Origin of the sequence: Synechococcus sp. CBW1002, assembly GCF_015840915.1 — a bacterium.
Lineage (GTDB): Bacteria > Cyanobacteriota > Cyanobacteriia > PCC-6307 > Cyanobiaceae > CBW1002.
Map to the genome: position 1 here is coordinate 521,139 of NZ_CP060398.1, position 25,170 is coordinate 546,308.

The following is a 25,170-nucleotide window of genomic DNA, read 5'->3' on the forward strand; positions in this document are numbered from 1 at the left end:
GGACATGCCGATCGACATGCCCCCCGACAAGCGAACACGCCAGGCCCAGCGACTGGTGTGGATCGCGGCCGGGGTTTTCCTGGTGGTGGGCCTGCTGCTGCAGTGGTGGCGCCTGAGCGTGCTCACCGCCTCCTACGACCAGGGGATCTTCCTGCAGGTGCTCCACAACGGCTGGAGGGGCCATCCCTTCGAGAGCACCCTTTCCTCGCAGCTCTCCACCAACGTGGTGCACGGCGACGAACTGCCGGCGGTGGGTTACCACCGGCTGGGCCAGCACTTCACGCCCGTGCTGGCCCTCTGGATTCCGCTGGTGGCGCTGCTGGGGCCGTGGGCACTGCCGCTGGTGCAGGTGAGCCTGGTCTGCGGCGCCGGTCTGCTGCTGCACCGGCTCGCCCTGCTGCGGCTCGAGCCGGCCCTGGCGGCCCTGATCACCTGCAGCTTCTACGGCGCCAACGCGGTGATCGGCCCCACCTGGGGCAACTTCACCGACCTCTGCCAGTTGCCGCTGCTGTTTTTCCTGCTGCTGCTGGGGCTGGAGCGGCGTTGCCGCTGGCAGATCCTGCTGGCCGCAGCGGCCATGCCCCTGGTGCGGGAGGACACCGGGGTGCTGCTGGTGGGCGTGGGGATCTGGCTGGCGGTGCGGCAGCGGCAGCGCTGGCCCCTGGCCCTGGCCCTGGCGGCCTGGGGCGGGGGCTGGGTGGTGCTCGTGACCAATGTGCTGATGCCGCTGTTCAGCGAGGACACCTCCCGCCGCTTCATGGTGGAGAACTTCGGCCAGTACATCGGCGATCGCGACCAGGCCAGCAGCCTGCAGGTGCTGCTGCTGGTGCTGCGCCAGCCCCTGATCCTGCTGCGGGAGCTGGTGAGCCCCCCTCTGGACACACTGCGCTATCTGCTGGTCCAGACCCTGCCGCTGGCCCTGGTGCCGCTGGTGTCGATCGACGCCTGGCTGTTGATGGGCCTGCCGCTGCTGGGGCTGCTGCTGGCCCAGGGCACGAACAACCCCCTCTCGATCAACCTCCGCTACACGTTCCTGGTGGTGCCTGGCCTGTTCAGCGGCACCGTGTACTGGTGGCAGAACCACGGCGGGCTGTTCCACCGGCGGCGGTTCCGGGCCGTCTGGATCGGTGCGATCGGCCTGTCGCTGCTGCTCACGGTAGTGGCCAACCCCAACCGCAGCCTCTCCTTCCTGATCCCGGACAGCATCCAGCCGTGGGTGCATCAGGCGCCATGGGAGAAGTGGAGCCACGGCCAGGCGGCCCGCCGCGCCCTGGCCGTGATCCCCGCCGATGCCTCCGTGGCGGCGAACACCCCGCTCGTGCCCTTGCTGGCTCGCCGTGAAGCCTTGGTGCGCTTCCCCTATGCCCAGGCCTACCGCGACCGGCAGGGGAGGGAGCAGCCCGTGGAGTGGATCGCCGTGGATCTCGACTGGCTGCAGCGCTACGGAGCGGCCTTCGCGGGGGACCGGCAGCAATACCGCAAGGCCGTGAAACGGGTGCAGCAGATGCTCGAGAAGGGCACCTACGGCATCCGTGCCCTCGATGACGGCGTGGTGGTGTTGGAACGAGGAGCCCCCACCCGCAAAGGGGACAGGCAAGACATCAAGACGTTCCTCCGAACAGGGGAATCCGGAACAACGCCGGACTGAGGGCATCACCGACACGAGAGCCGAACTCCCCTTCGATGCGTCTGTTCCACCACGATGCACGCAGCCTCGGGCCCACCTCGCGCCACAGGACGCTGGAGGTGGCCTCGCAGGCCCTGGCCCTGACGGAGCAGGGGGATCGGATTCAGATGCCGAAGCAGCTCCAGGGGCTGTATCCGATGGTGACCCGCCATTTCAGGCGAGCAGGATTGGAGCCAACCCAGGACGTGATCTGGGGAATGGAACTGAGCCACACCGCCTGCCAGGGCATCCAGAGCCTCTCCTGCCACAGCTTCGGCCAGAAGGAGCACGAATTCTTTCCCGATCCGCAGCGCCTGGAGGCCACCAGGCTTCTGGCGAACAGAAGCAAGGTGATGCGGCTGGTCACGGAACTGGGCCTCTCCATGCCGGAAACCATCTGCCTGAATCCAGACGATGCCACGGCAGAAGCAAGGATCCGTGCCTTTCCGATGCCCTGCTGGTTCCAGCCCGAGCGAACCAGCACGGACGCAGGGGTGCACTACCAGGGCCTATTAGAAGTCATCCTGATGGCTGTTTCTTCGCGGCTTCCTGTCACCCCAGCAGCCTCAGCAGACCCTTGATGTCGTGCGCGAGGGCAGCGATGGCCTCGGTGATCGACCAGATCCCATCGAGCCGCAGGGCATTGATCGCCAGGCTGCGGAGGGTGGCCAGGATCTGGACGCCGTTGTCCTCCCGGTAGCGGTGGCCGTCTTCCGGTAGCGCCACATCGCGCACCCAGTGCCAGCTGTTCTCAATCGACCACCGGTCTCTGACGTGCCGCAACAGGGCCTTGGCTCCGGTTCGCAGACTCGAGACGTAGTAACGGGTCTCATCCGTCGGCTTGCCATCACGGATGCCGTGGCTGCGCACGGCGATGATCGTGGCGCTGCCCGGCCACTGCTCCACCACCCACTCCGGTGCGGGCATCGCCCGCAGGGTCCAGGTGATGTCACGGCCCCGTTTCACTTCCCGTCTGCTGGTGCGCCACGGGATTCGCCGGCCATAGGTGAGCCGGTCTCTGATCAGCCGAAACCCCTTGCGGCGGCTGTGATTGACGGCGATCAGGAAGTCGGCGCCGCGCTGGGCGAGATAGAGGAAAAAGGGCGGTTCGCCTGTAGCGCGTCGGCCTGCACCAGCACACCCTCAAGCTCCACCGCCTCCAGCAGCTGGCGCAGCGCCTGGATTTCGCCACCGGTATCGGTGGCGTAGGTGGTCTGGGCGATCGCCACGCCCAGCGTCTGGGAGTACAGGCTCACCTGGGCAATGAACTTCGCTGCGCCAGAGGTGTTTTCAGCGATGGAGCCCCGCAGCGTCTTGCCATCACAGACCAGGGTGTCGAGCCCCTCGGCCACGCCCGGCTGGGCCGCCATCCAGTCACGCAGGAGGGTTTCAAAGCCCGCCACATCCAGCTGGGCCAGCAGCAGCCGAAAGGTGGAGTCAGACGGCGACTTGCCGAAGTCAGTGCCCAACAGCTCGTTGAGCGTCTGCCGGTGGCGCTTTGCAAAACGCTCCATGCCCACCAGCGATCCCTGGCCGCTGAGGATCGCCAGGATGGCCACCAGCAGCATCCACCACTGGGGGAAGCGGATGCCGCGGCGCATCCGGCAGTCCGGCAGCACCAGGAGAAAGCTGATCAGATCGCCTGCTGCAGCAGGGTTGGCGGCGGGCTCAGAGGCCAAGGGTCAAGAGCGGGTCCCGCGCAGGTCACCGTAGGCGGGGCGCCACCGCCAGACCTATTGGGACAGACTTCTAATAGACCCTGCCCCCTCACCAGATAGGCCTGGCGACCCAACAAGTTGGAGACCCTGTCGAGCCTTTCGAGATCGAGCTCAATCTCACTGCTGGTGGAGGTCCGGGCCCGATGACTGATCACATACCTTTCCAGCATCGCTTCAAAATACTGACTCCGCTGTTGGCTCAGCTCGTCGTCGGTGCTTCTGGTCACAAGGGCACGACTGATCAGCAGCACCAACGCAAAGGCTGTTGCAATTCCCAGAGCCTTCAGGTCTGATCTGTTGATACTCCCACCCTTGTCAATGATCTGCTTCTGCAAGGAGATCACAAAGGTGATGAACAGTGGTGGAACCAGTGAGCAAAGTCCGGAGTAGGTGACCTGCAGCGTAAGCCTCCAGGATCTCGGTCCACCGCTGCAGCTGTATAACCAGCGAACGTACCGAAACAGATTCATCACCGTTCGGCGCGGCCGCTCTTGAAGCAGGATAGGTCCTCAAGGGCGGTTCTTCATCAGCCTTACCGCGTTTCGGGGACAAGACGGGGGTGGCCATATCAGTGAATCAAAACGATGCCCCCGGCTGCCTTAGAGGCATCCGGGGGCTCTCGCCGGGTCCGCTCTTGGCGCGGAACCGTTTGATCAAGGGGGTGGCGCCGCGATCAGCCGGCGTTCTCCGCGATCAGCAGACCCTGGGTCGAACAACTGGGACTCATGGACACCTCCTCCTCGGGGATGGATGACAGCCGGCGATGCCTTCGGCGGATACTCTCCCGGAGGAGGGAACCTGCCACACCACTGCTGCCAGAACAGGTGAATTCTAGCCAAGAAAAAAGGTGCCCCGCTGAGGGACACCTTGGATCGAGCAAATCCTGAAGCCTGGTGGAGGGATCAGAGAGCGTTGCCGCGAGGCAAAACCTCTTCAGGGAAGACGAAGTTTTCGTGCGGCTGGTCGGCCGGGGCCATCCAGGCCCGCAGACCTTCATTCAGAAGGATGTTCTTCGTGTAGAAGGTCTCGAATTCGGGGTCCTCAGCGGCGCGGATCTCCTGCGACACGAAGTCGTAGGCACGCAGGTTGAGGGCCAGGCCGATGATGCCGATGCTGCTGGTCCACAGACCCATCACCGGCACGAACAGCATGAAGAAGTGCAGCCAGCGCTTGTTGGAGAAGGCGATCCCGAAGATCTGGCTCCAGAAGCGGTTGGCGGTGACCATCGAGTAGGTCTCCTCTTCCTGGGTGGGCTCGAACGCCTTGAAGGTGTTCGCCTGCTCGGAATCCTCAAACAGGGTGTTCTCCACCGTGGCGCCGTGGATGGCACAGAGCAGAGCACCGCCGAGGATGCCGGCCACTCCCATCATGTGGAAGGGATTCAGGGTCCAGTTATGGAAGCCCTGCAGGAACAGCAGGAAGCGGAAGATCGCCGCCACCCCGAAGGAGGGCGCGAAGAACCAGCTGCTCTGGCCCAGCGGGTACATCAGGAAGACACTGACGAACACCGCGATCGGACCGGAGAAGGCGATGGCGTTGTAAGGACGGATGCCCACCAGACGGGCGATCTCGAACTGACGCAGCATGAAGCCGATCAGGGCAAAGGCGCCGTGCAGGGCCACGAACGGCCAGAGGCCACCGAGCTGAATCCAGCGCACGAAGTCGCCCTGCGCCTCGGGGCCCCAGAGCAGCAGCAGGCTGTGGCCCATGGCGTCAGCGGGGGTGCTGACGGCGGCGGTGAGGAAGTTGCAGCCCTCCAGATAGGAGCTGGCGATGCCGTGGGTGTACCAGGAGGTGGCGAAGGTGGTGCCGGTGAGCCAGCCGCCCAGCGCCAGGTAGGCGGTGGGGAACAGCAGCAGACCGGACCACCCCACGAATACGAAGCGGTCGCGCTTGAGCCAGTCATCGAGGACGTCGAACCATCCCCGCTGCGGCAGACGCCCTGCAGCGATCGTCATAAAGGGCTTTACGAAGCTTTACAAGCCCATCGTACGGGCCTCGCTGGCGAATCGCGCCCACTTTCGCTTCCCTTAAGAACCGGATGAGTACAAGCACTCAGTCTTCGGTTGGTGCTGGCGATTCGCCAGAGTGGGCTTCCACCGATCCACGCGCGTGTACGTCGTCGAGCTGTCCCTGAAGCTGAGCCCCATGCCCGTCGCGGTGCAGCGCAAGGAGCTGGAGGCTGCCCAGGCTCTTTATGCCGAGGTGAAGCAGACCCTTGAAAGCGGCCAGCCACGGCTGCTTGAACTCCACTGCGAGAAGGAGGAGGACAAGCGCATCAGCCTGCTGAGCAGCGAACTGGTGGCCGTGCAGATGTACGAGAAGTCGGCCACGGGCGGCGGTTCCCGGCGGCCGGGCTTCAGCTTCGAGGGCTGAAGCCCTTCACGTCCCCCCTGACCGCTGCACCGTTGCGCACCGAAGCCGACCACCCCAGCGGAGCAGAGCCGCCTCTGACTGTCGAGCGGCTGTGCTTCACCTGGCCGAATGGCCACGTGGCCCTGCAGCACTGCCAGCTCGTCATTCCCCGTCCGGGGCTCTGGATGTTGGTGGGCAGCAATGGCAGTGGCAAAAGCACGCTGCTGCGGCTGATTGCCGGCCTTCTGCAGCCCTCCGGCGGACAGATCCGGCGCCCCGACCGCACGGCACTGGTCTTCCAGAACCCTGACCACCAGCTATTGCTGCCCAGCTGTGGCAGTGATCTGCAGCTGGGGCTGCCCCAGGATCTCTCCTCGATCGAGCGCAGCGAGCGGGTGGAGCAAGCCCTGAAGCAGGTGGGACTGGCCGGCATGGCCTCCCGGCCGATCCATACCCTCAGCGGCGGCCAGAAGCAGCGGTTGGCGATCGCCGGCGCCCTGGCCAGCGGTGCTCAGCTGCTGTTGCTGGACGAACCAACGGCATTGCTGGATCCAGACAGCCAACGTGGTGTGCTGGAGCTGATCCACAGCCTGTGCACCGGATCCGAGCCAAAGCTGACGGCACTCTGGATCACCCACCGGCTGGAGGAACTGGCCGCCTGCAACGGCGCTGCCTTGGTGGAACAGGGCCATGCCGGCCCCTGGCAGAGCGGTGCAAGCCTGCGGCGCAGCCTTGCCCCCTTGCAAGGGGGCAAGGCTGCGGGGTAGTTTCTCGTGGTCCCAATCCTCGGTAGCTCAGCGGTAGAGCGGTCGGCTGTTAACCGATTGGTCGCAGGTTCGAATCCCGCCCGGGGAGTTGTTGTTCTGAAGCCGAAGCGTTTGCTTCGGCTTTTTTTGGTCAGTCCCGCCGTGTCAAGTCCTGCCCAGCAGGGGCCGTCGGCCATGAAGCACTCCCTACAGCGGTCAGAGGTTCCGGGCACTGGTTCTCTGGGAGGATGGCGCCGCTTTCATTCAGCCACAACCGAAACTGCGACCCGGTCCCTTCCTTGCCTGTCGCAGGCCCCCCCGCCAGCGCCATCAACTCCGGGCAAGGATCCCTGACCGGATTCCAGTCGTGTCCAGTCCCTTTGGACAGGCTCCCGCTCCAGCGTTCTTCTGCAATCACCCACGCCTCCGCTCCATCCATGAAGCCCTGCATCCTGCTGATCGAAGACGACAGCGACATGCGTGAGCTGGTGGCCGGCCATCTGGAGCACAGCGGCTTTGACGTCCATCGCGCCGAGGACGGCATCAAGGGTCAGGCTCTGGCCGTCCAGGTCACCCCTGACGTGATCCTGCTGGATCTGATGCTGCCCAAGGTGGACGGCCTCACCCTCTGCCAGCGCCTGCGACGGGACGAGCGCACCGCCCGGATCCCGATCCTGATGCTCACAGCTCTGGGTGGCATCAAGGACAAGGTGAGCGGCTTCAACTCCGGCGCCGATGACTACCTCACCAAGCCCTTTGATCTTGAGGAGCTGATGGTGCGGGTCAAGGCGCTGCTCCGCCGCACCGACCGTGCCCCCCTCTCCACCAAGCAGACCGAAATCCTCAGCTACGGCAGCCTGACCCTGGTGCCGGAGCGGTTTGAGGCGATCTGGTTCGATCAGCCGGTAAGGCTCACCCACCTCGAGTTCGAACTGCTGCACTGCCTGCTGCAGCGCCATGGCCAGACCGTCTCCCCTTCACTCATTCTCAAGGAGGTGTGGGGCTACGAGCCCGACGACGACATCGAAACCATTCGGGTGCACGTGCGCCATCTGCGCACCAAGCTTGAGCCAGATCCACGCAAGCCTCGCTTCATCAAGACTATCTATGGCGCCGGCTACTGCCTGGAGCTTCCCATCGGAGACCAGTTGCTGCAGGTCCAGGCACTGATCAATGAGACGCGGGAGCAGCGGCGCCAGGAACGGGCCTCGGCCTGATCCTCTCCTCGCTGCCCTGTCCGAGCAGGCCTCGTTGCTGCAGGCCCAGATCCAGCAGAGCCACCTCCCAGGCCAGCCGAGGTTGGACATAGGCCAGCAGCTGGCGACGCAACAGCTCAAGCCGCCCCAGGCTCTGGGGCTGGTGATGGCGATGCCACAGCTGCCATTGCCACCAGTCCAGCAGCCAGAGTTGCTGCTCGGCGTCCAGGGCCTCCGTCAGATCCCTGGCCAGAGCCAGGGCCTCAAGCGGATCGGGCCTGAGGTCGAGCAGCCGCTCGGCCACGCCAGCGGGCAGCGCCTGCCACTGGCGACGATGCTCCAGCAGGGCTCCAGGCGAGCCGGCCGCCAGGTCGAGCAGTCCGGGGGGATCGGCCATCGGTGGATCGTCGGGTGGCGTTGGTGGCAAGGAGGCCAGCACCTGGGCCAGGAGGGCCGGTGAGAGCCGCGCGAAGGGAACCTGCTGGCAACGGGAGCGGATTGTGCTGAGCAGTTGTTCCGGCGCCGCGCTGATCAGCACCAGCAGGCTGTCGCCGGGCTCCTCCAGGGTCTTGAGCAGAGCATTGGCGGCTCCTTCCGCCATCGCTTCGGCCGTGTCCACCACCACCAGGCAGCGGTCCGCCTCCAGCGGCCGGCGTGCCAGAAAGCGGGTCAGCTCGCGCACCTGCTCGAGCCGCAACTGCGGCAAGGCCCGGCGGCTGAGGCCCTGCTCGCGTGCCTGGGCCGCTGTGAAGAGCTGACCCTGGTGCTGATAGGTGGGTTCCACCCAGAGCAGGTCGGGATGGTTTCCCTGCGCCAGGCGCCGCCGCACCGAGGCTGATCCCTCCGGCCCCGCCAGCACTCCCTCGAGAAAGCGCAGCACGGCCAGCCGCCGACCCACGCCCTCCGGCCCGGCGAACAGATAGGCCGGTGCCAGGCGGCGACGTTCCAGCGCCGCCTGCAACAGGACCACGGCCTGCGGCTGCCCGATCAGATCGGCGAACAGGTCAGCCATGCGGGCCGAACCTGCTTTCCAGCAGGGCCCGGCAGGCCGCCGTCACCTGGTCGGGGGAACCAGCGGCATCCAGCCTGCACCAGCCCCGTTCCAGCGCCAGTTGGCGGAAACCGGCCTGCACCCTCGCCAGAAACGCTTCGCCGCTGGCCTCGATCCGGTCTGCAGGGCGACCTCCACGGCGCTGCAGCGACGCCGCCAGGGGCAGATCCAGCCAGAGCGTGAGATCGGGCTGCAGGCCACCGGTGGCGATCCGCTCCAGCGGCAGGATCTGATCCCAGGGCAAGCCACGCCCATAGCCCTGATAGGCGGCGGTGGATCCGCTGAAGCGATCGCTGAGCACCCAGTCGCCGGCGGCCAGAGCCGGTTGCAGGCACTGCTGCACGTGCTGGGCTCGATCGGCCGCGTAGAGCAACAGCTCGGCCTCACTGCAGGGCGCCTGATCGTCGGGTGGATGCAACAGCAGCTGGCGCAGGGCCAGGCCCAGCGCAGTGCCCCCTGGTTCGCGGGTCGTCAGCAAGCGGGCCGCCGTGGGCATCAGGCCGGAGCCAGGCAACCACTGGCGCAGGGCTTCGAGCTGGGTGGTCTTGCCGCATCCATCGATGCCTTCGAACACCAGGAACCGCCCGCGCTCCATGGCCTATCCCTCCTCTCCCGTCCCAGCTGGTCGGGCGCTGCCGGTCAAGGCCGAATGTAGGGGGAGAGCAGCAGGGCGTTGACCACCACCGTGATCGAGCTGAGGGCCATCAGCAGGGCCGCCAGCGGCGGCGTCAGCACGATGCCGAAGCCGGGCAGCAGGGCTCCGGCAGCGATCGGCAGCACGATCAGGTTGTAGCCGAAGGCCCAGGCCAGGTTGGCCCGCACGGTCGCCATGGTTCGGCGAGCGATCGTCAGGGCCTCGACCACCCCGTTCAACCGATCGCCCAGCACCACCAGATCGGCCGTGTCCTGCGCGATCTGGGTGCCGGTGCCCACCGCGATGCCGAGATCGGCGGCGGCCAGGGCCGGGGCGTCGTTGATGCCGTCTCCCACCATCGCCACCGGCCCCAGCTGGCGCGCTTCAAGAATCCGCTCCAGCTTCTGCTCAGGACGCAGCTCCCAGGCCAGTTCCTCGGCGGTCAGTCCGAGCCGCTGGCCCAGGCGGTTGACGGCGGATCGCCGGTCTCCGCTGAGCAGGCCCAGCCGCAGCCGCTGATGCCGCAGCTGCTCCAGGGTCTGCAGGGCATCGCTGCGGGGCTGATCCTCGACCGCCACCAGGCCGAGCGGCACGGTTCCCTCCGCCACGGCCAGCACGCTGGCTCCCTGACGCTCCAGGGCCTGGACCCTGCGGTCCAGGCCCTCCATGGCCACGCCGGTTGCTGCCAGCCATGCGGGTCGGCCCACCCGCACCCGCAGTCCCTGCTCCTCGCTGACGAACATCCCTTCGACGCCGTCACCACTGAGGGTTCGGGTCTCGGCCACTGGCAGCAACGCCAGTCCGCGGCGCTCGGCCTCCTGCAGCAGGGCGTGGGCGAGCGGATGGCGGGTGTGCTGTTCGAGGCTTGCGGCGAGCTGGAGCAAGCGATCCGCTGCCGCGCCATCCGCAGGGGCGTTGAGCGGGCAGACCGCGCTGACCAGGGGCCGGCCCAGCGTGAGGGTGCCGGTCTTGTCGAACAGGACACCGTGCAGGGAAGCGGCGACCTCGATCGCATCGCCACCGCGGAACAGCAAGCCCCGGCTGGCCGCCAGACCGGAGCCCACCGTGATCGCGGTGGGGGTCGCCAGGCCGAGGGCGCAGGGACAGGCCACCACCAGCACGGCGATCGCCAGCTGCAGGGCCAGGGCAAAGGGGGTGTCGGCGGCCATGCCGAGGGCGGCATGGGCCGCATGGGGGCTGGCGCCGGTATGGGACGCGGCCTGGAGAACCTGCGGCCACAGAGATGCACCCCACTGCCACCAGAACAGAAACGTGGCGAGCGCCAGCAGCACCACCACGCCGGCGAAGCGCCCGGCCACCCGGTCGGCCAGGCCCTGGATCGGCGCTTTGCGGGCCTGGGCCTGCTCGACCAGATGGACGATGCGGCTGATGGCGCTGTCGCTGCCGCTGCGCTCCACCTCCAGCACCAGGGGCGCCTCCAGGTTGAGGCTGCCGGCATCGAGCTGCGTGCCGGCCTCGGCCTGAACAGGCAGGGGCTCGCCGGTGAGGCTGGACACATCCACCGCCGAAGCGCCGTCTCGCACGACCCCATCCACGGGCACCCGATCGCCGGGCAGGATCCGGACCCGATCGCCGGGCCGCAGCCCCCCCACCCGCACCGGCCGGGGCGCATCGGTGCCGAGCAACAGCAGGGCCGTTTCGGGTTGCAGGCGGGCCAACTGCTCGATCGCCCGACCGGTGCGTTGGCGGGCCCGGTCCTCCAGAAAGCGGCCCAGCAGCACGAAGCCGAGCAGCATCACCGGTTCGTTGAAGAAACAGGGCCAGCCGCTGGTGGGGTGGAGATAGGCCACGAGGCTGGCGCCGTAGGCACTGGCCACCCCCAGCCCCACCAGGGTGTCCATGCTGGGCATCCCGGCCAGGGCGGCCCGCAGACCCCGCAGCAGGATCGGCCGGCCAGGCCCAAGCAGAGCCACGGTGGCCACCACCGCGTGCACCCCCGGGTCGATCAGTGCTGCGAGCGGCGCTCCTGCGGCGGTGAGGCGCTCAGGCAGGCCACCCACCATGGCCAGGTGTCCAAGGCCGGAGACCAGCACCAGCAGCAGCGCCACCACCAGTTGCCGCCACTGGCGCCACCAGTGCTCCTGCTCCCGCTGGTCGCGGCGATCCAGGGCCTCCACCGACAAGCGAGGACTGGCCGCGAAGCCCAGGCCCAGCAGGCTGGCCTGCAGCGCTGGCAGGGTGTCTGAGGTTGCGCCTGGATCCAGCCCCACCCAGGCCGTACGGGTGAGCAGATTGACGCTGGCCTGGCATACGCCCGGCTGCTCCAGCAGGCGGCGCTCCACCGCCCGCACGCAGCCGCCACATTTCATGCCCTCCACCTCCAGCAGCAGCGGCTCGAGGGCGGGCGATTCCGCCCCATCGGACGTACCAGGCGCTGCAGGGGCGCTGGTCGATGCAGACCGATCGCTCACGATCCAGAGGCAGTACAGGCAGGCTAGGCAGCCCACTCTCCAGCCCTGGGCCAAAGCGCCGGGCCGTCAGCGAAACCATGCAGGATGGTGGCAAGCAGACCAGGATCCAGCCGTGCCCCGCAGCCAGCGCAACGACAACTTCATCGACAAGAGCTTCACGGTGATGGCCGATCTGATCGTGAAGCTGATGCCGATCGATCCCAAGGCCAAGGAAGCCTATGTGTACTACCGCGATGGCCTCTCGGCCCAGAACGACGGTGACTATGCCGAGGCCCTGGAGAATTACGAGGAAGCCCTCAAGCTCGAGGAGAACGCCGTGGACCGGGGCGAGATCTTCAAGAACATGGCGATCATCTACATGAGCAACGGCGAGGAGGAGAAGTCGCTCGAGTACTACCGCCAGTCGCTCGACGCCAACCCCAACTCCCCCTCCTGCCTCAAGAACATGGGTCTGATCTATGAGAAGTGGGGCCGTCTGGCGGCGGAAGCCGGCGACCAGGACGCGGCAGACCGCTGGCTTGACCAGGCCGCCGACTACTGGGGCAAGGCGGTGCGGCTCTACCCCGGCGGCTACCTGGACATCGAGAACTGGCTGAAGTCGTCGGGTCGCAGCAACGTGGACGTGTACTTCTGAGCCTCCGCAGGCCCCTCAGACGCGCGACCCTCAGAACGGCTGCTCCTGGGTGGGGTGCGAGCCCAGGGCCGCCACCAGCGCTTCGGCCACGTTGCCCGCCTCCAGCAGCTGCAGATCCAGTCCGGCCGCCAGCCCCCCCAGGCCGCCGGACCTGGGCACCACCGCTCGGCGGAACCCGAGGCGGGCCGCTTCCTGCAGACGCAGCTCCATCTGCCCCACGGGTCTCAACTGGCCGCCCAGGCCCAGCTCACCGATCAGCACGGTTCCAGGCGGCAGGGTGAGGTCGCGGAAGCTGGCCACCACCGCGGCAGCAACCCCCAGGTCCGCCGCCGGCTCCTCCACCTCGAGGCCGCCGGCCACGGCCAGGTAGCAGTCGAAGCGCGACAAGGGCAGGGAGAGGTGCTTCTCCAGGACCGCCAGGATCTGATGGAGGCGATTGGTGCCGATGCCCGTGGCGGTGCGCCGTGGGCTGGCGTAGCTGGTGGTGCTCACCAGGGCCTGCAGTTCGACCACCAGGGAGCGGGTGCCTTCGCAGGCCACGATCGTGGCGGTGCCCGGGCTGGGCTCCTGGCTGCCCAGGAACAGTTCGCTGGGGTTGCTCACCTCCGCCAGGCCGCGGCCCTGCATCTCGAAAACACCGAGTTCGTGGGTGGCGCCGAAGCGGTTCTTCACGGCACGCAGCAGCCGGTGGCTGGCGAAGCGGTCCCCCTCGAAGGTGAGCACGGCATCAACCAGATGCTCCAGCACCTTGGGCCCCGCCAACATGCCCTCCTTGGTCACATGGCCCACCAGCAGCAGTGCCGTGTCCTGGCGCTTGGCGATGCGGGCCAGGGCCGCGGCACACTCCCGCACCTGCGCGACCGACCCCGGGGCGCTGCTGAGTTCGCCGTCGTGCAGGGCCTGGATGCTGTCGATGATTGCCACCGCCGGCCGCAGTGCCTCCAGCTCCTGCAACACCAGCTCCAGATCGGTTTCCGAGAGGAGTTGAAGCACGTTCCGGTCAGCCCCGCCAGACCCTTGAGGCTCGCTTCTGCCCTCACCGCTGGTGGCCGCCACTTCGGCCAGGCGCCGCCAGCGCAGTTTCACCTGCTGGGCCGATTCCTCGGCACTGACGTAGAGCACCGAGCAGCGATCCGCCATCGCCCGGGCGCTCTGCAGCAGCAGGGTCGATTTGCCGATGCCGGGATCGCCCCCCAGCAGCACCAGCGATCCCGGCACCAGGCCACCACCGAGAACCCGGTCGAGTTCGATGTAGCCGCTGCTGAGCCGCTGCAGGGGCCGTTCCCCCACCGCATGGATCGGCTCCGAACGCCGCGGTCTGCCGGTGGCGGCAGCCTCTCCATCCGCCCCATTCCAGTCTTCGGCCACACCGTGGCTTGCAGGGCCACCACCGGAGCGGGGCACCGGCCGGCGCCGCCGTGAATCAGCTGCCGGTACCGCCTGTTCCACCAGGGTGTTCCAGCTGCCGCAGGCCGCGCAACGGCCGAAGAACTGGCGCGTGCGGGCGCCGCAGCTGCTGCAGACGTAGTGGGTGGACGGGCGCCCCAGGGCCATCGCTTCAACTCGATCTGTGACGAATGGTGGCTTTCAGTGAACGGAGTGGACCTCTGGCCTTTTCAGTAGTGCTGATCGGATGTAGATGCCGCTCAATGGCGAGTGCCTCTGTGATGACGGTTGTGGTGACGCTGCGATGACGGCTTCGTCCCCCGCCAAGGAAACCATCCTCGTCGTGGATGACGAGGCCAGCATCCGACGGATCCTGGAGACCCGCCTGTCGATGATCGGCTATCAGGTGGTCACCGCCTGTGACGGTGTCGAGGCGCTTGAAAGCTTCCGACGCGTCACACCCGATCTGGTGGTGCTCGACGTGATGATGCCGAAGCTGGATGGCTACGGCGTCTGCCAGGAGCTGCGCAAGGAATCGGATGTACCGATCGTGATGCTCACGGCCCTGGGCGACGTGGCCGACCGCATCACCGGCCTCGAACTCGGCGCCGATGACTATGTGGTCAAGCCGTTCAGCCCCAAGGAACTCGAGGCACGCATCCGCTGCGTGCTCCGGCGTGTCGAGAAGGAAGCGGTGGCGGGCATCCCCAACTCGGGGGTGATCCAGGTGGGCGAACTGCGCATCGACACCAACAAGCGCCAGGTCTACCGGGGCGATGAGCGCATCCGGCTCACCGGCATGGAGTTCAGCCTGCTGGAGCTGCTGGTGAGCCGCTCAGGCGAGCCGTTCAGCCGCGGCGAGATCCTCAAGGAGGTGTGGGGGTATACCCCGGAGCGTCACGTGGACACCCGCGTGGTGGATGTCCATATCTCCCGGCTGCGCTCCAAACTGGAAGACGATCCCGCCAATCCCGAGCTGATCCTCACGGCACGGGGCACCGGGTATCTGTTCCAGCGCATCGTTGACGCCGTTGCCTCCGAAGGAAGCTGACAACACGGTTCCGGGCCCTCTGCGGCCTCGAACCAGCCGAGCCAAACCCAGCCGGGCGATCCGGCGACTGGTGGTCTGGTACCGGCGCAATGCGACCGTGACTCGCGTGGTCGGCACGGCCACCGCCGCCGGCAACGTGGCCGGGTCCGTGGTGGGCGTCGCCGGCAACGTGGCCGGTGCAGCCGGCTCGATGGCGGGGACCATGGCCGGATCGGTGGTCTCCGGCGCCGGCACCGTGGCGGGCACGGTGCTCACCCCCCTGGTGTTCGACCCCCTGCGGCGGCTGCAGCAGGGCCAGGCGGGCATGGCGGCCGAGATCGCCGATACCGAGCGGCTCTGGGTGGCGGTGGACGGCATGGGCGGCGACGAAGCCCCCGGTCCGATTCTTGAGGGCTGCCTCAGTGCCGTGGAGCTGCTGCCTCTGCGGGTGCGCTTCGTGGCAGAGACCGAGCCCCTGCAACGGGCCGTGGCTGAGCTGGGGCTGCAGGACGCCCTCGCCAGCGCGACGGAGCGGGGCCTGATCGACCTGGTGTCCAGCGGCCCCTCCGTGGGCATGCACGAGGAAGCCACGGTGGTGCGGCGCAAGCGCGACGCCAGCATCAACCTGGCCATGGATCTGGTCAAGCGCGGCGAGGCCACCGCCGTGTATTCCGCCGGCAACTCCGGTGCCGTGATGGCCTCGGCGATCTTTCGCCTCGGCAGGCTCAAGGGCATCGATCGCCCCGCCATCGGCGCCCTGTTCCCCACCAAGGACCCCAGCCAGCAGGTGCTGGTGCTGGACGTGGGCGCCAACATGGACTGCAAGCCCGAATGGCTGCACCAGTTCGCCCTGCTCGGCAACATCTACAGCCGCGACGTGCTGCAGGTGGCCCGCCCCCGGGTCGGCCTGGTGAACATCGGAGAGGAGGAGTGCAAGGGGAACGACCTCTGCCTGCGCACCTACCCGCTGCTGGCCGGCGACGAGCGCTTTGTGTTTGCCGGCAACTGCGAAGGGCGCGACATCCTCTCCGGCGACTTCGATGTGGTCGTCTGCGACGGGTACACCGGCAATGTGCTGCTGAAATTCCTTGAATCGGTGGGCAGCGTGCTGCTGGATGTGCTGCGCGCCGAGCTGCCCCGCGGCCGCCGCGGCAAGCTGGGCTCAGCCTTTCTGCGCAGCAACCTGGTGCGCATCAAGAAGCGTCTCGACCATGCCGAGCACGGCGGCGCTCTGCTGCTGGGGGTGGATGGGGTCTGTGTGATCGGCCATGGCAGCAGCAAGGCCCTCTCGGTGCTGAGCGCCCTGCGCCTGGCCCATTCGGCCGCCAGCCACGGCGTCATGGACGACCTCCATGCGCTCGGCGCCAGCCAGGTCCAGGCCGAAGCAGCAACGGCAGCAGCCTGTGATTGACTGAGCCCAATCGTGGTCTGATCACGTGGCGTTCGGGGCAAGCGGTGAATCCCTGGGCATGTCGGCGGATGGCCTGGGCCGGGCAGCGGAACGTCCGGGCATGGCCCTGGTGGGCTGCGGCAGTGCCCTGCCGGCAGCCAGTGTCAGCAATGCCGCGCTGAGCGAGCGGGTCGACACCAACGATGCCTGGATCCGCTCCCGCACCGGCATCGGCTCTCGGCGGGTCGCTGGCCCCGATGAAACCCTCACCAGCCTGGCCGCAGAGGCCTGCACCCACGCCCTTGCCCATGCCGGCTGGAGCCCGGAAAGCCTGGATCTGATCCTGCTGGCCACCTCCAGTCCCGACGACCTGTTCGGCACCGCTCCTCGCATCCAGGCCTGCCTGGGCGCTCGGAATGCCGTGGCCTTCGATCTCACGGCCGCCTGCAGCGGCTTCCTCTTCGCCCTGATCACCGCGGCCCAGTACATCGCCGGCGGCAGTGTGCGTCGGGCCCTGGTGATCGGCGCTGACCAGCTCAGCCGCTGGGTGGACTGGGATGACCGCCGGACCTGCGTGCTGTTCGGGGATGGGGCCGCAGCCGTGGCCGTGGAGGCCTGCGATGCCGACGCCAACGGATTGCTGGGCTTTCGCATGCGCTCCGATGGCAGCCGCAACGGCTGCCTCACCCTCGCCCAGACCGATCAACGCCAGGCCCTGCTCGGCAATCTCTCGGCCCAGCGCGGCGGCTTCGCGCCGATCCACATGAACGGCCAGGAGGTCTACAAGTTCGCCGTGCGGGAAGTGCCCGCCGTGCTGGCTGAGGTGCTGGAGGCCTGTGGCACCGAGGCCAACCAGCTCGACTGGTTGCTGCTGCATCAGGCCAACCAACGCATTCTCGATGCGGTGGCCGAGCGCTTCAAGGTGCCTCCGGAACGGGTGCTCAGCAACCTGGCCAGCTATGGCAACACCTCAGCCGCAACAATTCCGCTGATGCTTGATGAAGCCGTGCGCGATGGTCGTGTCAAGCCCGGTCACCGGCTGGCCAGCAGTGGCTTCGGTGCCGGGCTCAGCTGGGGCGGGGCCCTGCTGCGCTGGAGCGGTCCCCAGGGCTGAGCCCGGTCACCTCGGGGTCACACCGCTGCGGCTCGCCTGCAGGCGGCAGCCCTGGTTTGGTTCTCGGTGAACAGCACCGCCGTAATCTCCTGCCGATCGCACGCGCAGCAACGGCATGGGTATTGCCTGGGTGTTTCCTGGCCAGGGTTCCCAGAAGGTGGGGATGGCCGATGGGGTTCTGGATCTGGCCGGCGCCCGCGAGCGCTTCGGGCAGGCCTCGGAGCTGCTGGGCCGCGACCTACTGGCGATCTGCCAGGGGCAGGAGGAGAGCCGCTATGGAGTTCTCGGAGACCTGAACCGAACCCGCAACACCCAGCTGGCCCTGTTCGTTGTTGAAAGCCTTCTGGTCGACGAGCTCAGGCGCCAGGGACGCACAGCCCAGTTGGTCTCTGGGCACAGTCTTGGTGAGTTCGTTGGCCTCTATGCCGCCGGGGTACTGGATGCGCATACGGCGTTGGTACTCATCCTGAAGCGAAGTGTGCTGATGGCGGCGGCAAGGGGCGGCGCCATGACTGCGGTGATGGGCTTCGATCGCAATCAGCTCAACGACCTGGTGGCCGCCACCGATGGGGTGGTGATCGCCAACGACAACAGCAGTGCCCAGGTTGTCCTCTCCGGCAGCCCCGAGGCCGTGGCTGCGGTGTGCGCAGCGCTGCAGTGCAAGCGCGCCATCCCGCTGGCGGTGAGCGGGGCCTTCCATTCCCCCTTCATGGCTGAGGCGGCCGAGGCCTTCGCCGCTGAGCTGGAGGCCGTGCCGTTCGCCGATGCCACGATTCCGGTGCTCAGCAACACCGATCCCACGCCGGAAACCCGGGGAGAGGTGCTCAAGGCGCGGCTCACCCGCCAGATGACGACCGGCGTGCGCTGGCGCGAAACCATGGATTGCTTCGTGGCCGAGGCGATCAGCACAGCGGTGGAAATCGGCCCGGGCAATGTGCTCAGCGGCCTGATCAAGCGGAGCTGCAGCGGCATCACCACCAGCCAGATCGCTTCCGCCGCTGACCTGGGCCTGTGAGCACCCCAGCCCCACCCTCCGGGCCTCGGCAAGGCAGCGGTGCCGACGAGCAAGAGCGGCCCGTCGGCGCTAACCGCCCCGGATCCCGCTCCGTCCAGGCGGTGAAGCGGGTCCTGCGGCGGCGGCGCAAACCTGCCGAGCCTCCGGCACTGCTCAGCACCCCGAAACCCAGCCTCACCTATCGGCTGATCAGCTACCTGCTGGTGTTTCCGATCTACCGGCTGCTGTTCCGGGGCCGCACCGCCGGCAACACCAATGTGCCCCTGGAAGGGGCGTTGGTGGTGGTGGCGAACCACGGATCCCATCTCGACCCGCCGCTGCTCGGCCATGCCCTGGGACGCCCCGTCGCCTTCATGGCGAAAGCGGAGCTGTTCCGGGTGCCGCTGCTGGGGCCGATCATCCGGGCCTGTGGCGCCTACCCGGTGGCCCGTGGCGCCAGCGACCGCGAAGCGATCCGCACCGCCACCGACCGGTTGCTGCAGGGCTGGGCCACGGGGGTGTTTCTGGATGGCACCCGTCAAGCGGATGGGCGCGTCAACGAGCCCCAGCCCGGTGCCGCCCTTCTGGCCGCCCGGGCGGGGGTGCCGCTGCTGCCGGTGGCGATCGTGAACAGCCACCGGGCCCTCGGTACCGGTAGGCAACGCCTGCGCCTGGTGCCGATCCACATCCGCATCGGCACGCCGATTCCGCCACCGGCTTCGCGCCGCCGCCCCGATCTGGACGCCACCACCCGGGCCTGCCAGGAGCAGATCAATGCTCTGCTCGATCAGGGAATGCTCAGCGGCGCTCCAGCCGCGCCCCAGCTCGCTCCAGCCACGGGCTCAGATGGTCTGCCGCCCAACCCCTGATGTCATGGCCGCTCACCACCCAGAGCGCCGCCCTTAGCCCATCTCCCCAGACCTTGCTGCGGCCCTCAGGACGGCAGTGGTGGCCGCAGGGCACAGCCACGGGAGTGAGCTGGATGCCACGGCTGCCGGCCACGATCCGGCCCACCAGCAGGGCCCGGTCCATGTGGTCGCTGCTGGTCACCAGCAGGGCGTGGCGGATGCGCGAGCGACGCAGATCATCCACCAGGGAGGTGAAGTTGGAGAGGGTGTCGCGGGCGCGGTAGTCGAGCTTGACCCGATCCCGCGGCAATCCCTCCCGTTGCTCGAACAGCCAGTGGGCATATTCGGGATTGGTGCCGCCGCTCACCACCACCGGCAGTCCATCGCGGCGGGCCAGGCGGGCCGCGACCTGTTCGCGCTCCGCATCGCCGCCCAGCACCAGGATCATCTGCGGCTGCGGCTGCGGTGGCGTCGGCCACCACCAGCCGCGGGACAGCCAGAGCAGGCCGCTGCCCAGCACCAGCGGCAGCACCAGCCTGCCCAGTCCCCGCCGGGCCGGAGGGCGACGTGTCTGTTGCTGGGGCACCGGCCGGCCCGTGGGCCCTGGGAGTGGACCGGCGCTGCGCGGCGGTGGCCCTGACGATCGGCGCTGGGGTCGGCGGCGCCGGGAGGGCGGAGGGTCGCTGGGGGTTGCCGCCATCAGAGCCCCTCCACCGGGCTGGTGGGATACAGCGGCAGCACCGGCTGCCAAGGAGCGGGCCGATCGGCCGCCGCCGCTGCCTGGCAGCGGACCAGCAGCAGCTCGGCATCGGCGGGAAGAACCGGCACGGCCGGCAGCTGCGGCGCCGCCGCCAGCTCAGCCAGCTGCTCAGACTTGCCGTAGAGGCGTGGGGTCAGCCGTTCGATCACGCCAGCGGTCTGGGTGGGATCGGCGGCATAGAGGCCCGCCACCAGGCCGCGGCGCGGCAGCTCCTGCACCAGCCAGAAAGGACCCGTGGCAGGAGCTGCCGCATCGCCCAGCAGACGTTGGGCGATCAGCGCGAAGCTGCCCACGCCATCCAGGGGGACCGCCAGCTGCTGGGCCAGGGTGCGGGCCAGCACCACCGAGAGGCGCGTGCCGGTGAAACCACCAGGACCTGTCGCCACGGCCAGGCGCGCAAGCCGTGACCATTGGCTGGCCGGCAGCACCGCCTCCACACACTCGAGCAGTTGATTGGAGAGCGAGCGCCCCAGGGGAAAGCCGCGGGACTGAAGAGACCCGCCGCCCCCCAGGGGCTGGGCCGCCACACCGAAGGTGTCGCTGCTGCTGTGCAGCGCCAGGACCCAGGGAACGGCACTCCCGTTGGCCTGGGAAACCGTGGCCGGCGAGGGATCGGGGGAGGGAGAGGGCTCACTCATGCGGGCAGCTTCTCGCCCGGCCGCAACCGATGCCAACGCCCCGGCTCCGCCTGGAAACTGTCACATCCGCGCACGTCCCACTCCACCCCCACCCCTCCGCCCTCCAGCTCACGCACCTGCACGTGAATGCGTGGCTGCTGGGGCCTGATGTCCGGGGTGGCGCTGAGGTGGGGCACACCATGCTGCCGCTCCACTGCGTGGTAGGCCTGGCAGCGGTCCACCCAGTGGCAATCCACACAGATGCACATGCTGCACGGACCGGATCCAACAGACATTCTGGCCGAAGAGGCTGAGGCGGCGGCGCAGTTGCGTCACAGGCTGGCCGTGAACCAGTGGCCGCTCTCCATCGACCACCTTCCGGCCGATGCCGCCCTGGTGGGTGGGGCTGTGCGGGATGGGCTTCTGGATCGCCTGGCGGATCGCCCCGATCTCGATCTGGTGGTCGCGGAGGATGCGATCGAGCTCTGCCGCCGCCTGGCCCGCCGCCACGGCGGCAGTTGCGTGGTGCTGGACGAGCAGCGCAGCATCGCCCGCCTGGTGCTGCGGGGCTGGACGGTGGACCTGGCTCGCCGCTGCGGCACCGATCTGGCCAGCGATCTGCGCCGCCGCGACTACACGATCAATGCCATCGCCCTGCCACTGGAAGCCGGCGCCTCTCTTCTGGATCCCACCGGAGGCCTGGCGGATCTGCGCCAGCGGCAGCTGGTGGCCGTGAGCGAGGCCAACCTGCTTGACGATCCGCTGCGTCTGCTGCGGGGGGTGCGGCTGGCGGCAGAACTGGAGTTTCGCCTGTCCGCCGCCACCCGTCGCTGGCTGGTGGCCCACCATCACCGCCTGGCCAGCGTGGCCTGCGAACGGGTTCTGACGGAACTGGAGAAACTGGCGGCGGCACCAGCCGGCCACAGAGGCCTGATCACCGCGATGGAGCTGCAGCTGCTGCAACCCTGGCAAGCCGATGCAGCGGGCGCGGCCAGGCTCGCGGGCCTGGATGAGGAAGGGGCGGTTGCCCGGGGTTTGAACCGGGAGGAACGGGGCTGGGCCTTACCCCTGGCGCGGCTGGCGGCCCTGCTGGATGGCGGGGCTGTGGCGCGGCTGCACGGCAGTCGCCGGTTACAGCAGCGCTGTGAGCGCCTGAATCGCTGGCGCGTCGCTTTGGAGGCCCGCAGCGCCGGGAAGGGCTGCGGCAGTCTGAAGACCTTGCAGGAACCCGAACGCCTGCGGCTGCACCAGGAGCTGGAGGAGACGCTTCCGGCGCTGCTGCTGCTCCTGCCTGAGGCCACGGCTCGCCAGGCCATGGAGCGCTGGCACGACCCGCACGACCCCCTGTTTCACCCCCGCCCGCCGATCGATGGGCGCCAGCTGCAGGAGCTGCTGGCGATCCCCGCTGGGCCACGGCTGGGGGAATTGCTGGCCTTCCTCACCCGCGAGAGAGCCTATCAGCGGTTGCCAGAAGCGTCACAACAGAGCACCAGCGGGTTGGATCCGCAATCTGCTGCGGCAGCCGAACCGATCGTGCAGCTGGCGCGGAAATGGTGGCAACAGGCCGAGGCAGGTGAGGAAGGCCGTAGGGCTGCGGACCGGCGACATGATTAACTTTGAAATGCAAAGGCGTGTACCAGAGGTTTCTCCTCGCCTGCTGAAGCTTTCCTCCTATCCCCTTCCCTCCTCCCATGAGCGTTCGTCTCTACATCGGCAATCTGCCGGAAGCTTTTGATGCAAAAGAGCTCGACGCTCTGCTCGCGAACGTTGGCAAGGGGATTCGTTTCAAGTCCGTCACCGACCGCGACACCGGCGCCAGCCGGGGCTTCGGCTTCGCCAACGTGGACGACCCGAAGCTGGCCGATGCCCTGATCGAGCAGCTCAACGGCAAGGAGTTCGGCGGCAGCACCCTCCGCATCGAGATCTCCGAGCGTCGTGACGCCCGCCCCACCGGTGCCGCCGGCAGTCGCGTCGGTGCAGCACCCACGGCCGCCCGCAAGGCAATCAACAAGGTGGTTCACGCCGACAGCGTCGATGCCGAAGCTCCCGATCCCCGCTGGGCTGGCGAGCTCTCGAAGCTGAAGGACCTGCTCGGCAAACAGACTGCTGCCGTCTGATCCAGCAACGATCGCAGGGCTGCTGCCTCCCGGCAGCAGCCCTGCGGCACATGCGTCGCCACCATCGACGTGCCGCAGGATTCAGATGCCAATCAGGAAAATCTAAATACCATCGTGCCAATCACCGGCTGCCCTCGGAAGCCTACTGACCACGCAAACCTTCCATGATCAGACGGCAGCTGTTTGTTGTTGTCGGCCTGAGTCCCGGACGTCTACTTCTATGCGTGCAAGGGTGGGTCAGGTTGTGAGATCGGACCTGCGCCTTGTCAACAACACCGACAGAATCAGGTGTATGGCGGCTGGACTGGTCAATCCATGACAAGTGGGGCATCCAGCGTGAGCGACAGTCCCTTTCCCAAGACATGGGAGGCCCAGTGGAACTGGCGGGGCCAGCCAGTGAGTTATGTGATCTGCCGAGCAGGTGAGAACAGACCGGCTCCAGGTGATTTCATCAGGAGAGAAGCCGGAGATCGGCCGGCGGCTGTACTGATCCACGGGTTCGGGGCTTGCAAGGAGCACTGGCGCCACAACCTTGCAGCTCTGGCCGTCCATCACGACGTCTACGCCATTGACCTGCTTGGATTCGGAGCCAGTGGCAAGCCTCGCTCCCGCCTTGTCGGGGAATCGGCTGAAGACGGCGATTGTGTCTATGGCCTTGAACTCTGGGCAGAACAGGTCTCCGCCTTCATCACGGAAGTCGTGCATACTCCAACCACCCTGGTGGGCAACTCAATCGGTGGAGTGGTGGCTCTGCGCTGTGCCGCTCTGATGGAACAGGAAGGACGTCCCGCCCGACAGGTGCTGCTGGTGGACTGCGCTCAGCGAGCTCTTGATGACAAGCTCCTGGCGGATCAGCCGCCTCTGAGTCGTTATAGCCGTCCTCTGCTGAAAGCCCTTGTTCGGCAACGATGGCTCACCCAATGGCTGTTTCGGCAGCTCAGCCAAGCCCGCGTGATCCGAAAGGTGCTGAAGCGGGCCTATCCAAGCGGAGCCAATCTTGACGACCAGCTGGTATCGCTACTGCTGGGCCCCACCCAGAAGACCGGAGCTGACGAAGCCTTCCGAGGCTTCATCAACCTCTTCGACGATCACCTCGCGCCGGATCTGCTCGCAGCACTGACCACCCCCGTTCGCATGGTGTGGGGCGAAGCAGATCCCTGGGAACCGGTATCCGAAGCCAGACGCTGGCAACAGTTCGCCTGTGTGAAAGCACTCCATGTCCTCCGTGGCCTAGGCCATTGCCCCCACGATGAGGCTCCTGACCTAGTCAATCCGATCTTGCTCCGGGCCCTCTCGCAGGACGTCACAGGAACAGGCCTGTCCTGCTGATCCACGATCCGGCAAGGCCCTCACCACGGCTGCATCTCTTCTCGGGCACTGATCTTGTCTTCGCTGTGGAGAAGCTCACCAAGCAGGTGCGCTGCAGCTCTCAGATGGTTGGTCAACATCGGACCTGGCCTGAGGTCAACCACGGCGAGGAGTACCGCGCTGAAACCACTGGCAAGACTCGAAGCCATCATGACGATGGCGAGACTTTCCCTACCGTGTTATCGAGCCTGGGCGATCACAAAGGAGAGCGGCAGATCCAGCAGCTTGCCCACTCGTGGAACATAGGCCCGCTTATTGAAGACATCGTAATCGTGGCGCTCAATCACATCGAGAATGCCGCGATAGAGGCGCAGCGAGGCCCACACCGGCCATCGGGCATCGGGAGCCAGCCAGCGGACCCCTTCCTCGGAGCGGGCAAACCAGTCACGGGCCCGCTGCAGTTGAAAGCGCATCAGGGCTCGCCAGTTCTCGCTCAGGCGGCCAGCCATCAGGTCGGTCTCGGAATAGCCGAATTTGTTGAGATCTTCCTGGGGCAAATAGATGCGACCCCGGCCACGATCCTCGCCAACATCGCGGAGAATGTTGGTGAGCTGATTGGCAATCCCCAGGGCCACCGCTGCTTGGGAGGTGTCGGGCCGCTCGCTCCAGGGAGCCGTGGTGTAGGCCGGATCCAGGCCCATCACCTCCTGCGTCATCAGCCCAACGGTTCCAGCGACCCGGTAGCAGTAGAGCTTCAGATCAGAAAAGGTGGCATAGCGATGCTGAAACAGATCCATCCGCTGCCCCTCGATCATGTCGAGATAGGGCTGCAGCGGCTGGGGATAGCGCTCCAGCGTGTCGGCCATCACCCGATCCAGTCCGTCCTTCACCTGCCCTGCAAACAGGGCGCGGGTGCGCTCTTCCCAGCGATCGAGCCGTTCTGCCAGCTGGGCTACAGGCAGATCCTGCGCCTGGGGGCTGTCCATCAATTCATCGGTGCGGCGGCACCAGACGTAAATCGCCCAGATGGCCCGACGCTTGGCCGCGGGCATCAGCAGGGTGCCCAGATAAAAGGTCTTGGCCCACTGGGCTGTTTCCTGGCGGCACTGGTCATAGGCCTCCTCCAGGGATGGGAGGAGAGCAGTGGAGGTGGCAGGGGTGGCGGCCAGCACGC

Annotated in this window: 26 protein-coding genes and 1 tRNA gene; 15 read left to right on the forward strand and 12 right to left on the reverse strand. The window is 67.3% G+C overall.

The features are described 5' to 3' along the window. Window positions 1-4 precede the first annotated feature (4 nt). Both H8F24_RS02415 and H8F24_RS02420 read left to right on the forward strand, forming a co-directional pair. Complete coding sequence (locus H8F24_RS02415; protein ID WP_231598047.1) at window positions 5-1,648, forward strand: DUF2079 domain-containing protein; 1,644 nt, start codon at window positions 5-7, stop codon at window positions 1,646-1,648. Between the two features lie 35 nt (window positions 1,649-1,683). Continuing rightward, window positions 1,684-2,247, forward strand: coding sequence for a hypothetical protein (locus tag H8F24_RS02420; protein WP_197170800.1), 564 nt, complete (start codon window positions 1,684-1,686; stop codon window positions 2,245-2,247). On the opposite strand, the gene H8F24_RS19850 is transcribed toward H8F24_RS02420, so the two are convergent. From H8F24_RS19850 to psbD, 4 genes are all read right to left on the reverse strand, one after another. Further along, on the reverse strand, window positions 2,219-2,731 hold the full coding sequence (locus tag H8F24_RS19850; protein ID WP_197171942.1) for an ISAs1 family transposase: 513 nt from the start codon (window positions 2,729-2,731) through the stop codon (window positions 2,219-2,221). The two genes, H8F24_RS02420 and H8F24_RS19850, sit on opposite strands and share 29 nt — an antisense overlap. Beyond that, window positions 2,728-3,345, reverse strand: coding sequence for an ISAs1 family transposase (locus H8F24_RS19855; protein WP_197158602.1), 618 nt, complete (start codon window positions 3,343-3,345; stop codon window positions 2,728-2,730). Before H8F24_RS19855 ends, H8F24_RS19850 begins: the two co-directional genes overlap by 4 nt. Continuing rightward, window positions 3,300-3,719, reverse strand: a complete 420-nt coding sequence (locus H8F24_RS02435; protein WP_197170802.1) for a hypothetical protein — start codon at window positions 3,717-3,719, stop codon at window positions 3,300-3,302. Before H8F24_RS02435 ends, H8F24_RS19855 begins: the two co-directional genes overlap by 46 nt. 567 nt (window positions 3,720-4,286) lie before the next feature. After that, on the reverse strand, window positions 4,287-5,342 hold the full coding sequence (gene psbD / locus H8F24_RS02440; RefSeq protein WP_197170804.1) for a photosystem II D2 protein (photosystem q(a) protein): 1,056 nt from the start codon (window positions 5,340-5,342) through the stop codon (window positions 4,287-4,289). A 154-nt stretch (window positions 5,343-5,496) separates the two neighbouring features. Between psbD and H8F24_RS02445 the strand changes: the two genes are divergently transcribed. From H8F24_RS02445 to H8F24_RS02460, 4 genes are all read left to right on the forward strand, one after another. Beyond that, window positions 5,497-5,760 (forward strand): hypothetical protein, encoded by a 264-nt coding sequence (locus H8F24_RS02445; RefSeq protein ID WP_197158599.1) that lies wholly within the window; start codon window positions 5,497-5,499, stop codon window positions 5,758-5,760. Between the two features lie 32 nt (window positions 5,761-5,792). Then, window positions 5,793-6,506 carry an ABC transporter ATP-binding protein gene (locus H8F24_RS02450; RefSeq protein WP_197170806.1) on the forward strand — a complete coding sequence of 238 codons (714 nt, stop codon included), beginning with the start codon at window positions 5,793-5,795 and terminating at the stop codon, window positions 6,504-6,506. Window positions 6,507-6,522: 16 nt separating this feature from the next. Next, window positions 6,523-6,594: transfer RNA gene (locus H8F24_RS02455), tRNA-Asn, on the forward strand. A gap of 328 nt (window positions 6,595-6,922) precedes the next feature. Then, entirely contained in the window at window positions 6,923-7,702 is a 780-nt protein-coding gene (locus tag H8F24_RS02460; RefSeq protein WP_197170808.1) for a response regulator transcription factor, read from the forward strand. Here H8F24_RS02460 and H8F24_RS02465 read toward each other — a convergent pair. The 3 genes from H8F24_RS02465 to H8F24_RS02475 are packed head-to-tail and all read right to left on the reverse strand — an operon-like array spanning window position 7,656 to window position 11,696. Further along, window positions 7,656-8,693 (reverse strand): DNA polymerase III subunit delta', encoded by a 1,038-nt coding sequence (locus H8F24_RS02465; RefSeq protein ID WP_197170810.1) that lies wholly within the window; start codon window positions 8,691-8,693, stop codon window positions 7,656-7,658. The two genes, H8F24_RS02460 and H8F24_RS02465, sit on opposite strands and share 47 nt — an antisense overlap. After that, a complete protein-coding gene (gene tmk / locus H8F24_RS02470; RefSeq protein ID WP_197158595.1) occupies window positions 8,686-9,327 on the reverse strand; it encodes a dTMP kinase in 642 nt (213 codons plus the stop codon). Before tmk ends, H8F24_RS02465 begins: the two co-directional genes overlap by 8 nt. Before the next feature lie 44 nt (window positions 9,328-9,371). Next, window positions 9,372-11,696 carry a cation-translocating P-type ATPase gene (locus H8F24_RS02475; protein WP_197171944.1) on the reverse strand — a complete coding sequence of 775 codons (2,325 nt, stop codon included), beginning with the start codon at window positions 11,694-11,696 and terminating at the stop codon, window positions 9,372-9,374. A gap of 214 nt (window positions 11,697-11,910) precedes the next feature. On the opposite strand from H8F24_RS02475, the gene H8F24_RS02480 reads away from it, so the two are divergent. Further along, on the forward strand, window positions 11,911-12,432 hold the full coding sequence (locus H8F24_RS02480; RefSeq protein WP_197158594.1) for a photosystem I assembly protein Ycf3: 522 nt from the start codon (window positions 11,911-11,913) through the stop codon (window positions 12,430-12,432). Window positions 12,433-12,462: 30 nt separating this feature from the next. On the opposite strand, the gene radA is transcribed toward H8F24_RS02480, so the two are convergent. Continuing rightward, the gene (radA, locus tag H8F24_RS02485) at window positions 12,463-13,986 is read right to left on the reverse strand and encodes a DNA repair protein RadA (RefSeq protein WP_370594786.1); all 1,524 of its coding nucleotides are present in this window, start codon (window positions 13,984-13,986) and stop codon (window positions 12,463-12,465) included. Between the two features lie 136 nt (window positions 13,987-14,122). Between radA and rpaB the strand changes: the two genes are divergently transcribed. From rpaB to H8F24_RS02510, 5 genes are all read left to right on the forward strand, one after another. Further along, the gene (gene rpaB, locus H8F24_RS02490; RefSeq protein ID WP_197158593.1) at window positions 14,123-14,869 is read left to right on the forward strand and encodes a response regulator transcription factor RpaB; all 747 of its coding nucleotides are present in this window, start codon (window positions 14,123-14,125) and stop codon (window positions 14,867-14,869) included. Continuing rightward, entirely contained in the window at window positions 14,850-16,259 is a 1,410-nt protein-coding gene (gene plsX, locus H8F24_RS02495; protein WP_197158592.1) for a phosphate acyltransferase PlsX, read from the forward strand. The genes rpaB and plsX overlap by 20 nt, the downstream gene beginning before the upstream one ends. Window positions 16,260-16,359: 100 nt before the next feature. Next, a complete protein-coding gene (locus tag H8F24_RS02500) occupies window positions 16,360-17,352 on the forward strand; it encodes a beta-ketoacyl-ACP synthase III (RefSeq protein ID WP_197159053.1) in 993 nt (330 codons plus the stop codon). Window positions 17,353-17,467: 115 nt separating this feature from the next. Further along, window positions 17,468-18,367 carry an ACP S-malonyltransferase gene (fabD, locus tag H8F24_RS02505; protein WP_197170812.1) on the forward strand — a complete coding sequence of 300 codons (900 nt, stop codon included), beginning with the start codon at window positions 17,468-17,470 and terminating at the stop codon, window positions 18,365-18,367. 113 nt (window positions 18,368-18,480) lie between these two features. Further along, on the forward strand, window positions 18,481-19,215 hold the full coding sequence (locus tag H8F24_RS02510) for a lysophospholipid acyltransferase family protein (RefSeq protein ID WP_370594693.1): 735 nt from the start codon (window positions 18,481-18,483) through the stop codon (window positions 19,213-19,215). Here H8F24_RS02510 and H8F24_RS02515 read toward each other — a convergent pair. The 3 genes from H8F24_RS02515 to H8F24_RS02525 are packed head-to-tail and all read right to left on the reverse strand — an operon-like array spanning window position 19,145 to window position 20,840. Continuing rightward, complete coding sequence (locus tag H8F24_RS02515; RefSeq protein ID WP_197170814.1) at window positions 19,145-19,894, reverse strand: YdcF family protein; 750 nt, start codon at window positions 19,892-19,894, stop codon at window positions 19,145-19,147. The genes H8F24_RS02510 and H8F24_RS02515 overlap by 71 nt on opposite strands. Continuing rightward, the gene (gene tsaB / locus H8F24_RS02520) at window positions 19,894-20,592 is read right to left on the reverse strand and encodes a tRNA (adenosine(37)-N6)-threonylcarbamoyltransferase complex dimerization subunit type 1 TsaB (protein WP_197170815.1); all 699 of its coding nucleotides are present in this window, start codon (window positions 20,590-20,592) and stop codon (window positions 19,894-19,896) included. The genes H8F24_RS02515 and tsaB overlap by 1 nt, the downstream gene beginning before the upstream one ends. Continuing rightward, the gene (locus H8F24_RS02525; RefSeq protein ID WP_197158588.1) at window positions 20,589-20,840 is read right to left on the reverse strand and encodes a Ycf34 family protein; all 252 of its coding nucleotides are present in this window, start codon (window positions 20,838-20,840) and stop codon (window positions 20,589-20,591) included. The genes tsaB and H8F24_RS02525 overlap by 4 nt, the downstream gene beginning before the upstream one ends. Here H8F24_RS02525 and H8F24_RS02530 point away from each other — a divergent pair. The 3 genes from H8F24_RS02530 (at window position 20,839) to H8F24_RS02540 (ending at window position 24,017) form a co-directional block, all read left to right on the forward strand. Beyond that, window positions 20,839-22,185, forward strand: coding sequence for a CCA tRNA nucleotidyltransferase (locus H8F24_RS02530; RefSeq protein ID WP_197170817.1), 1,347 nt, complete (start codon window positions 20,839-20,841; stop codon window positions 22,183-22,185). The two genes, H8F24_RS02525 and H8F24_RS02530, sit on opposite strands and share 2 nt — an antisense overlap. A 77-nt stretch (window positions 22,186-22,262) precedes the next feature. Further along, window positions 22,263-22,688, forward strand: a complete 426-nt coding sequence (locus tag H8F24_RS02535; RefSeq protein WP_197158586.1) for an RNA-binding protein — start codon at window positions 22,263-22,265, stop codon at window positions 22,686-22,688. Between the two features lie 336 nt (window positions 22,689-23,024). Further along, window positions 23,025-24,017: an alpha/beta fold hydrolase gene (locus tag H8F24_RS02540; protein ID WP_231598048.1), complete on the forward strand. Its 993-nt coding sequence runs from the start codon at window positions 23,025-23,027 to the stop codon at window positions 24,015-24,017. Between the two features lie 218 nt (window positions 24,018-24,235). Here the strand turns inward: H8F24_RS02540 and H8F24_RS02545 are convergent, their stop codons facing one another. Continuing rightward, on the reverse strand, window positions 24,236-25,168 hold the full coding sequence (locus tag H8F24_RS02545) for a phytoene synthase (protein ID WP_370594787.1): 933 nt from the start codon (window positions 25,166-25,168) through the stop codon (window positions 24,236-24,238). Between the last annotated feature and the right edge of the window lie 2 nt (window positions 25,169-25,170).

Coding starts and splice junctions, on each gene's coding strand:
- H8F24_RS02415 (WP_231598047.1), top strand. CDS start 5: ATGCCGATCGACATGCCCCCCGACAAGCGAACACGCCAGGCCCAGCGA.
- H8F24_RS02420 (WP_197170800.1), top strand. CDS start 1,684: ATGCGTCTGTTCCACCACGATGCACGCAGCCTCGGGCCCACCTCGCGC.
- psbD (WP_197170804.1), bottom strand. CDS start 5,342: ATGACGATCGCTGCAGGGCGTCTGCCGCAGCGGGGATGGTTCGACGTC.
- H8F24_RS02460 (WP_197170808.1), top strand. CDS start 6,923: ATGAAGCCCTGCATCCTGCTGATCGAAGACGACAGCGACATGCGTGAG.
- H8F24_RS02465 (WP_197170810.1), bottom strand. CDS start 8,693: ATGGCTGACCTGTTCGCCGATCTGATCGGGCAGCCGCAGGCCGTGGTC.
- tmk (WP_197158595.1), bottom strand. CDS start 9,327: ATGGAGCGCGGGCGGTTCCTGGTGTTCGAAGGCATCGATGGATGCGGC.
- H8F24_RS02475 (WP_197171944.1), bottom strand. CDS start 11,696: ATGAAATGTGGCGGCTGCGTGCGGGCGGTGGAGCGCCGCCTGCTGGAG.
- radA (WP_370594786.1), bottom strand. CDS start 13,986: ATGGCCCTGGGGCGCCCGTCCACCCACTACGTCTGCAGCAGCTGCGGC.
- rpaB (WP_197158593.1), top strand. CDS start 14,123: ATGACGGCTTCGTCCCCCGCCAAGGAAACCATCCTCGTCGTGGATGAC.
- H8F24_RS02500 (WP_197159053.1), top strand. CDS start 16,360: ATGGCCCTGGTGGGCTGCGGCAGTGCCCTGCCGGCAGCCAGTGTCAGC.
- fabD (WP_197170812.1), top strand. CDS start 17,468: ATGGGTATTGCCTGGGTGTTTCCTGGCCAGGGTTCCCAGAAGGTGGGG.
- H8F24_RS02515 (WP_197170814.1), bottom strand. CDS start 19,894: ATGGCGGCAACCCCCAGCGACCCTCCGCCCTCCCGGCGCCGCCGACCC.
- tsaB (WP_197170815.1), bottom strand. CDS start 20,592: ATGAGTGAGCCCTCTCCCTCCCCCGATCCCTCGCCGGCCACGGTTTCC.
- H8F24_RS02530 (WP_197170817.1), top strand. CDS start 20,839: ATGCTGCACGGACCGGATCCAACAGACATTCTGGCCGAAGAGGCTGAG.
- H8F24_RS02525 (WP_197158588.1), bottom strand. CDS start 20,840: ATGTGCATCTGTGTGGATTGCCACTGGGTGGACCGCTGCCAGGCCTAC.
- H8F24_RS02535 (WP_197158586.1), top strand. CDS start 22,263: ATGAGCGTTCGTCTCTACATCGGCAATCTGCCGGAAGCTTTTGATGCA.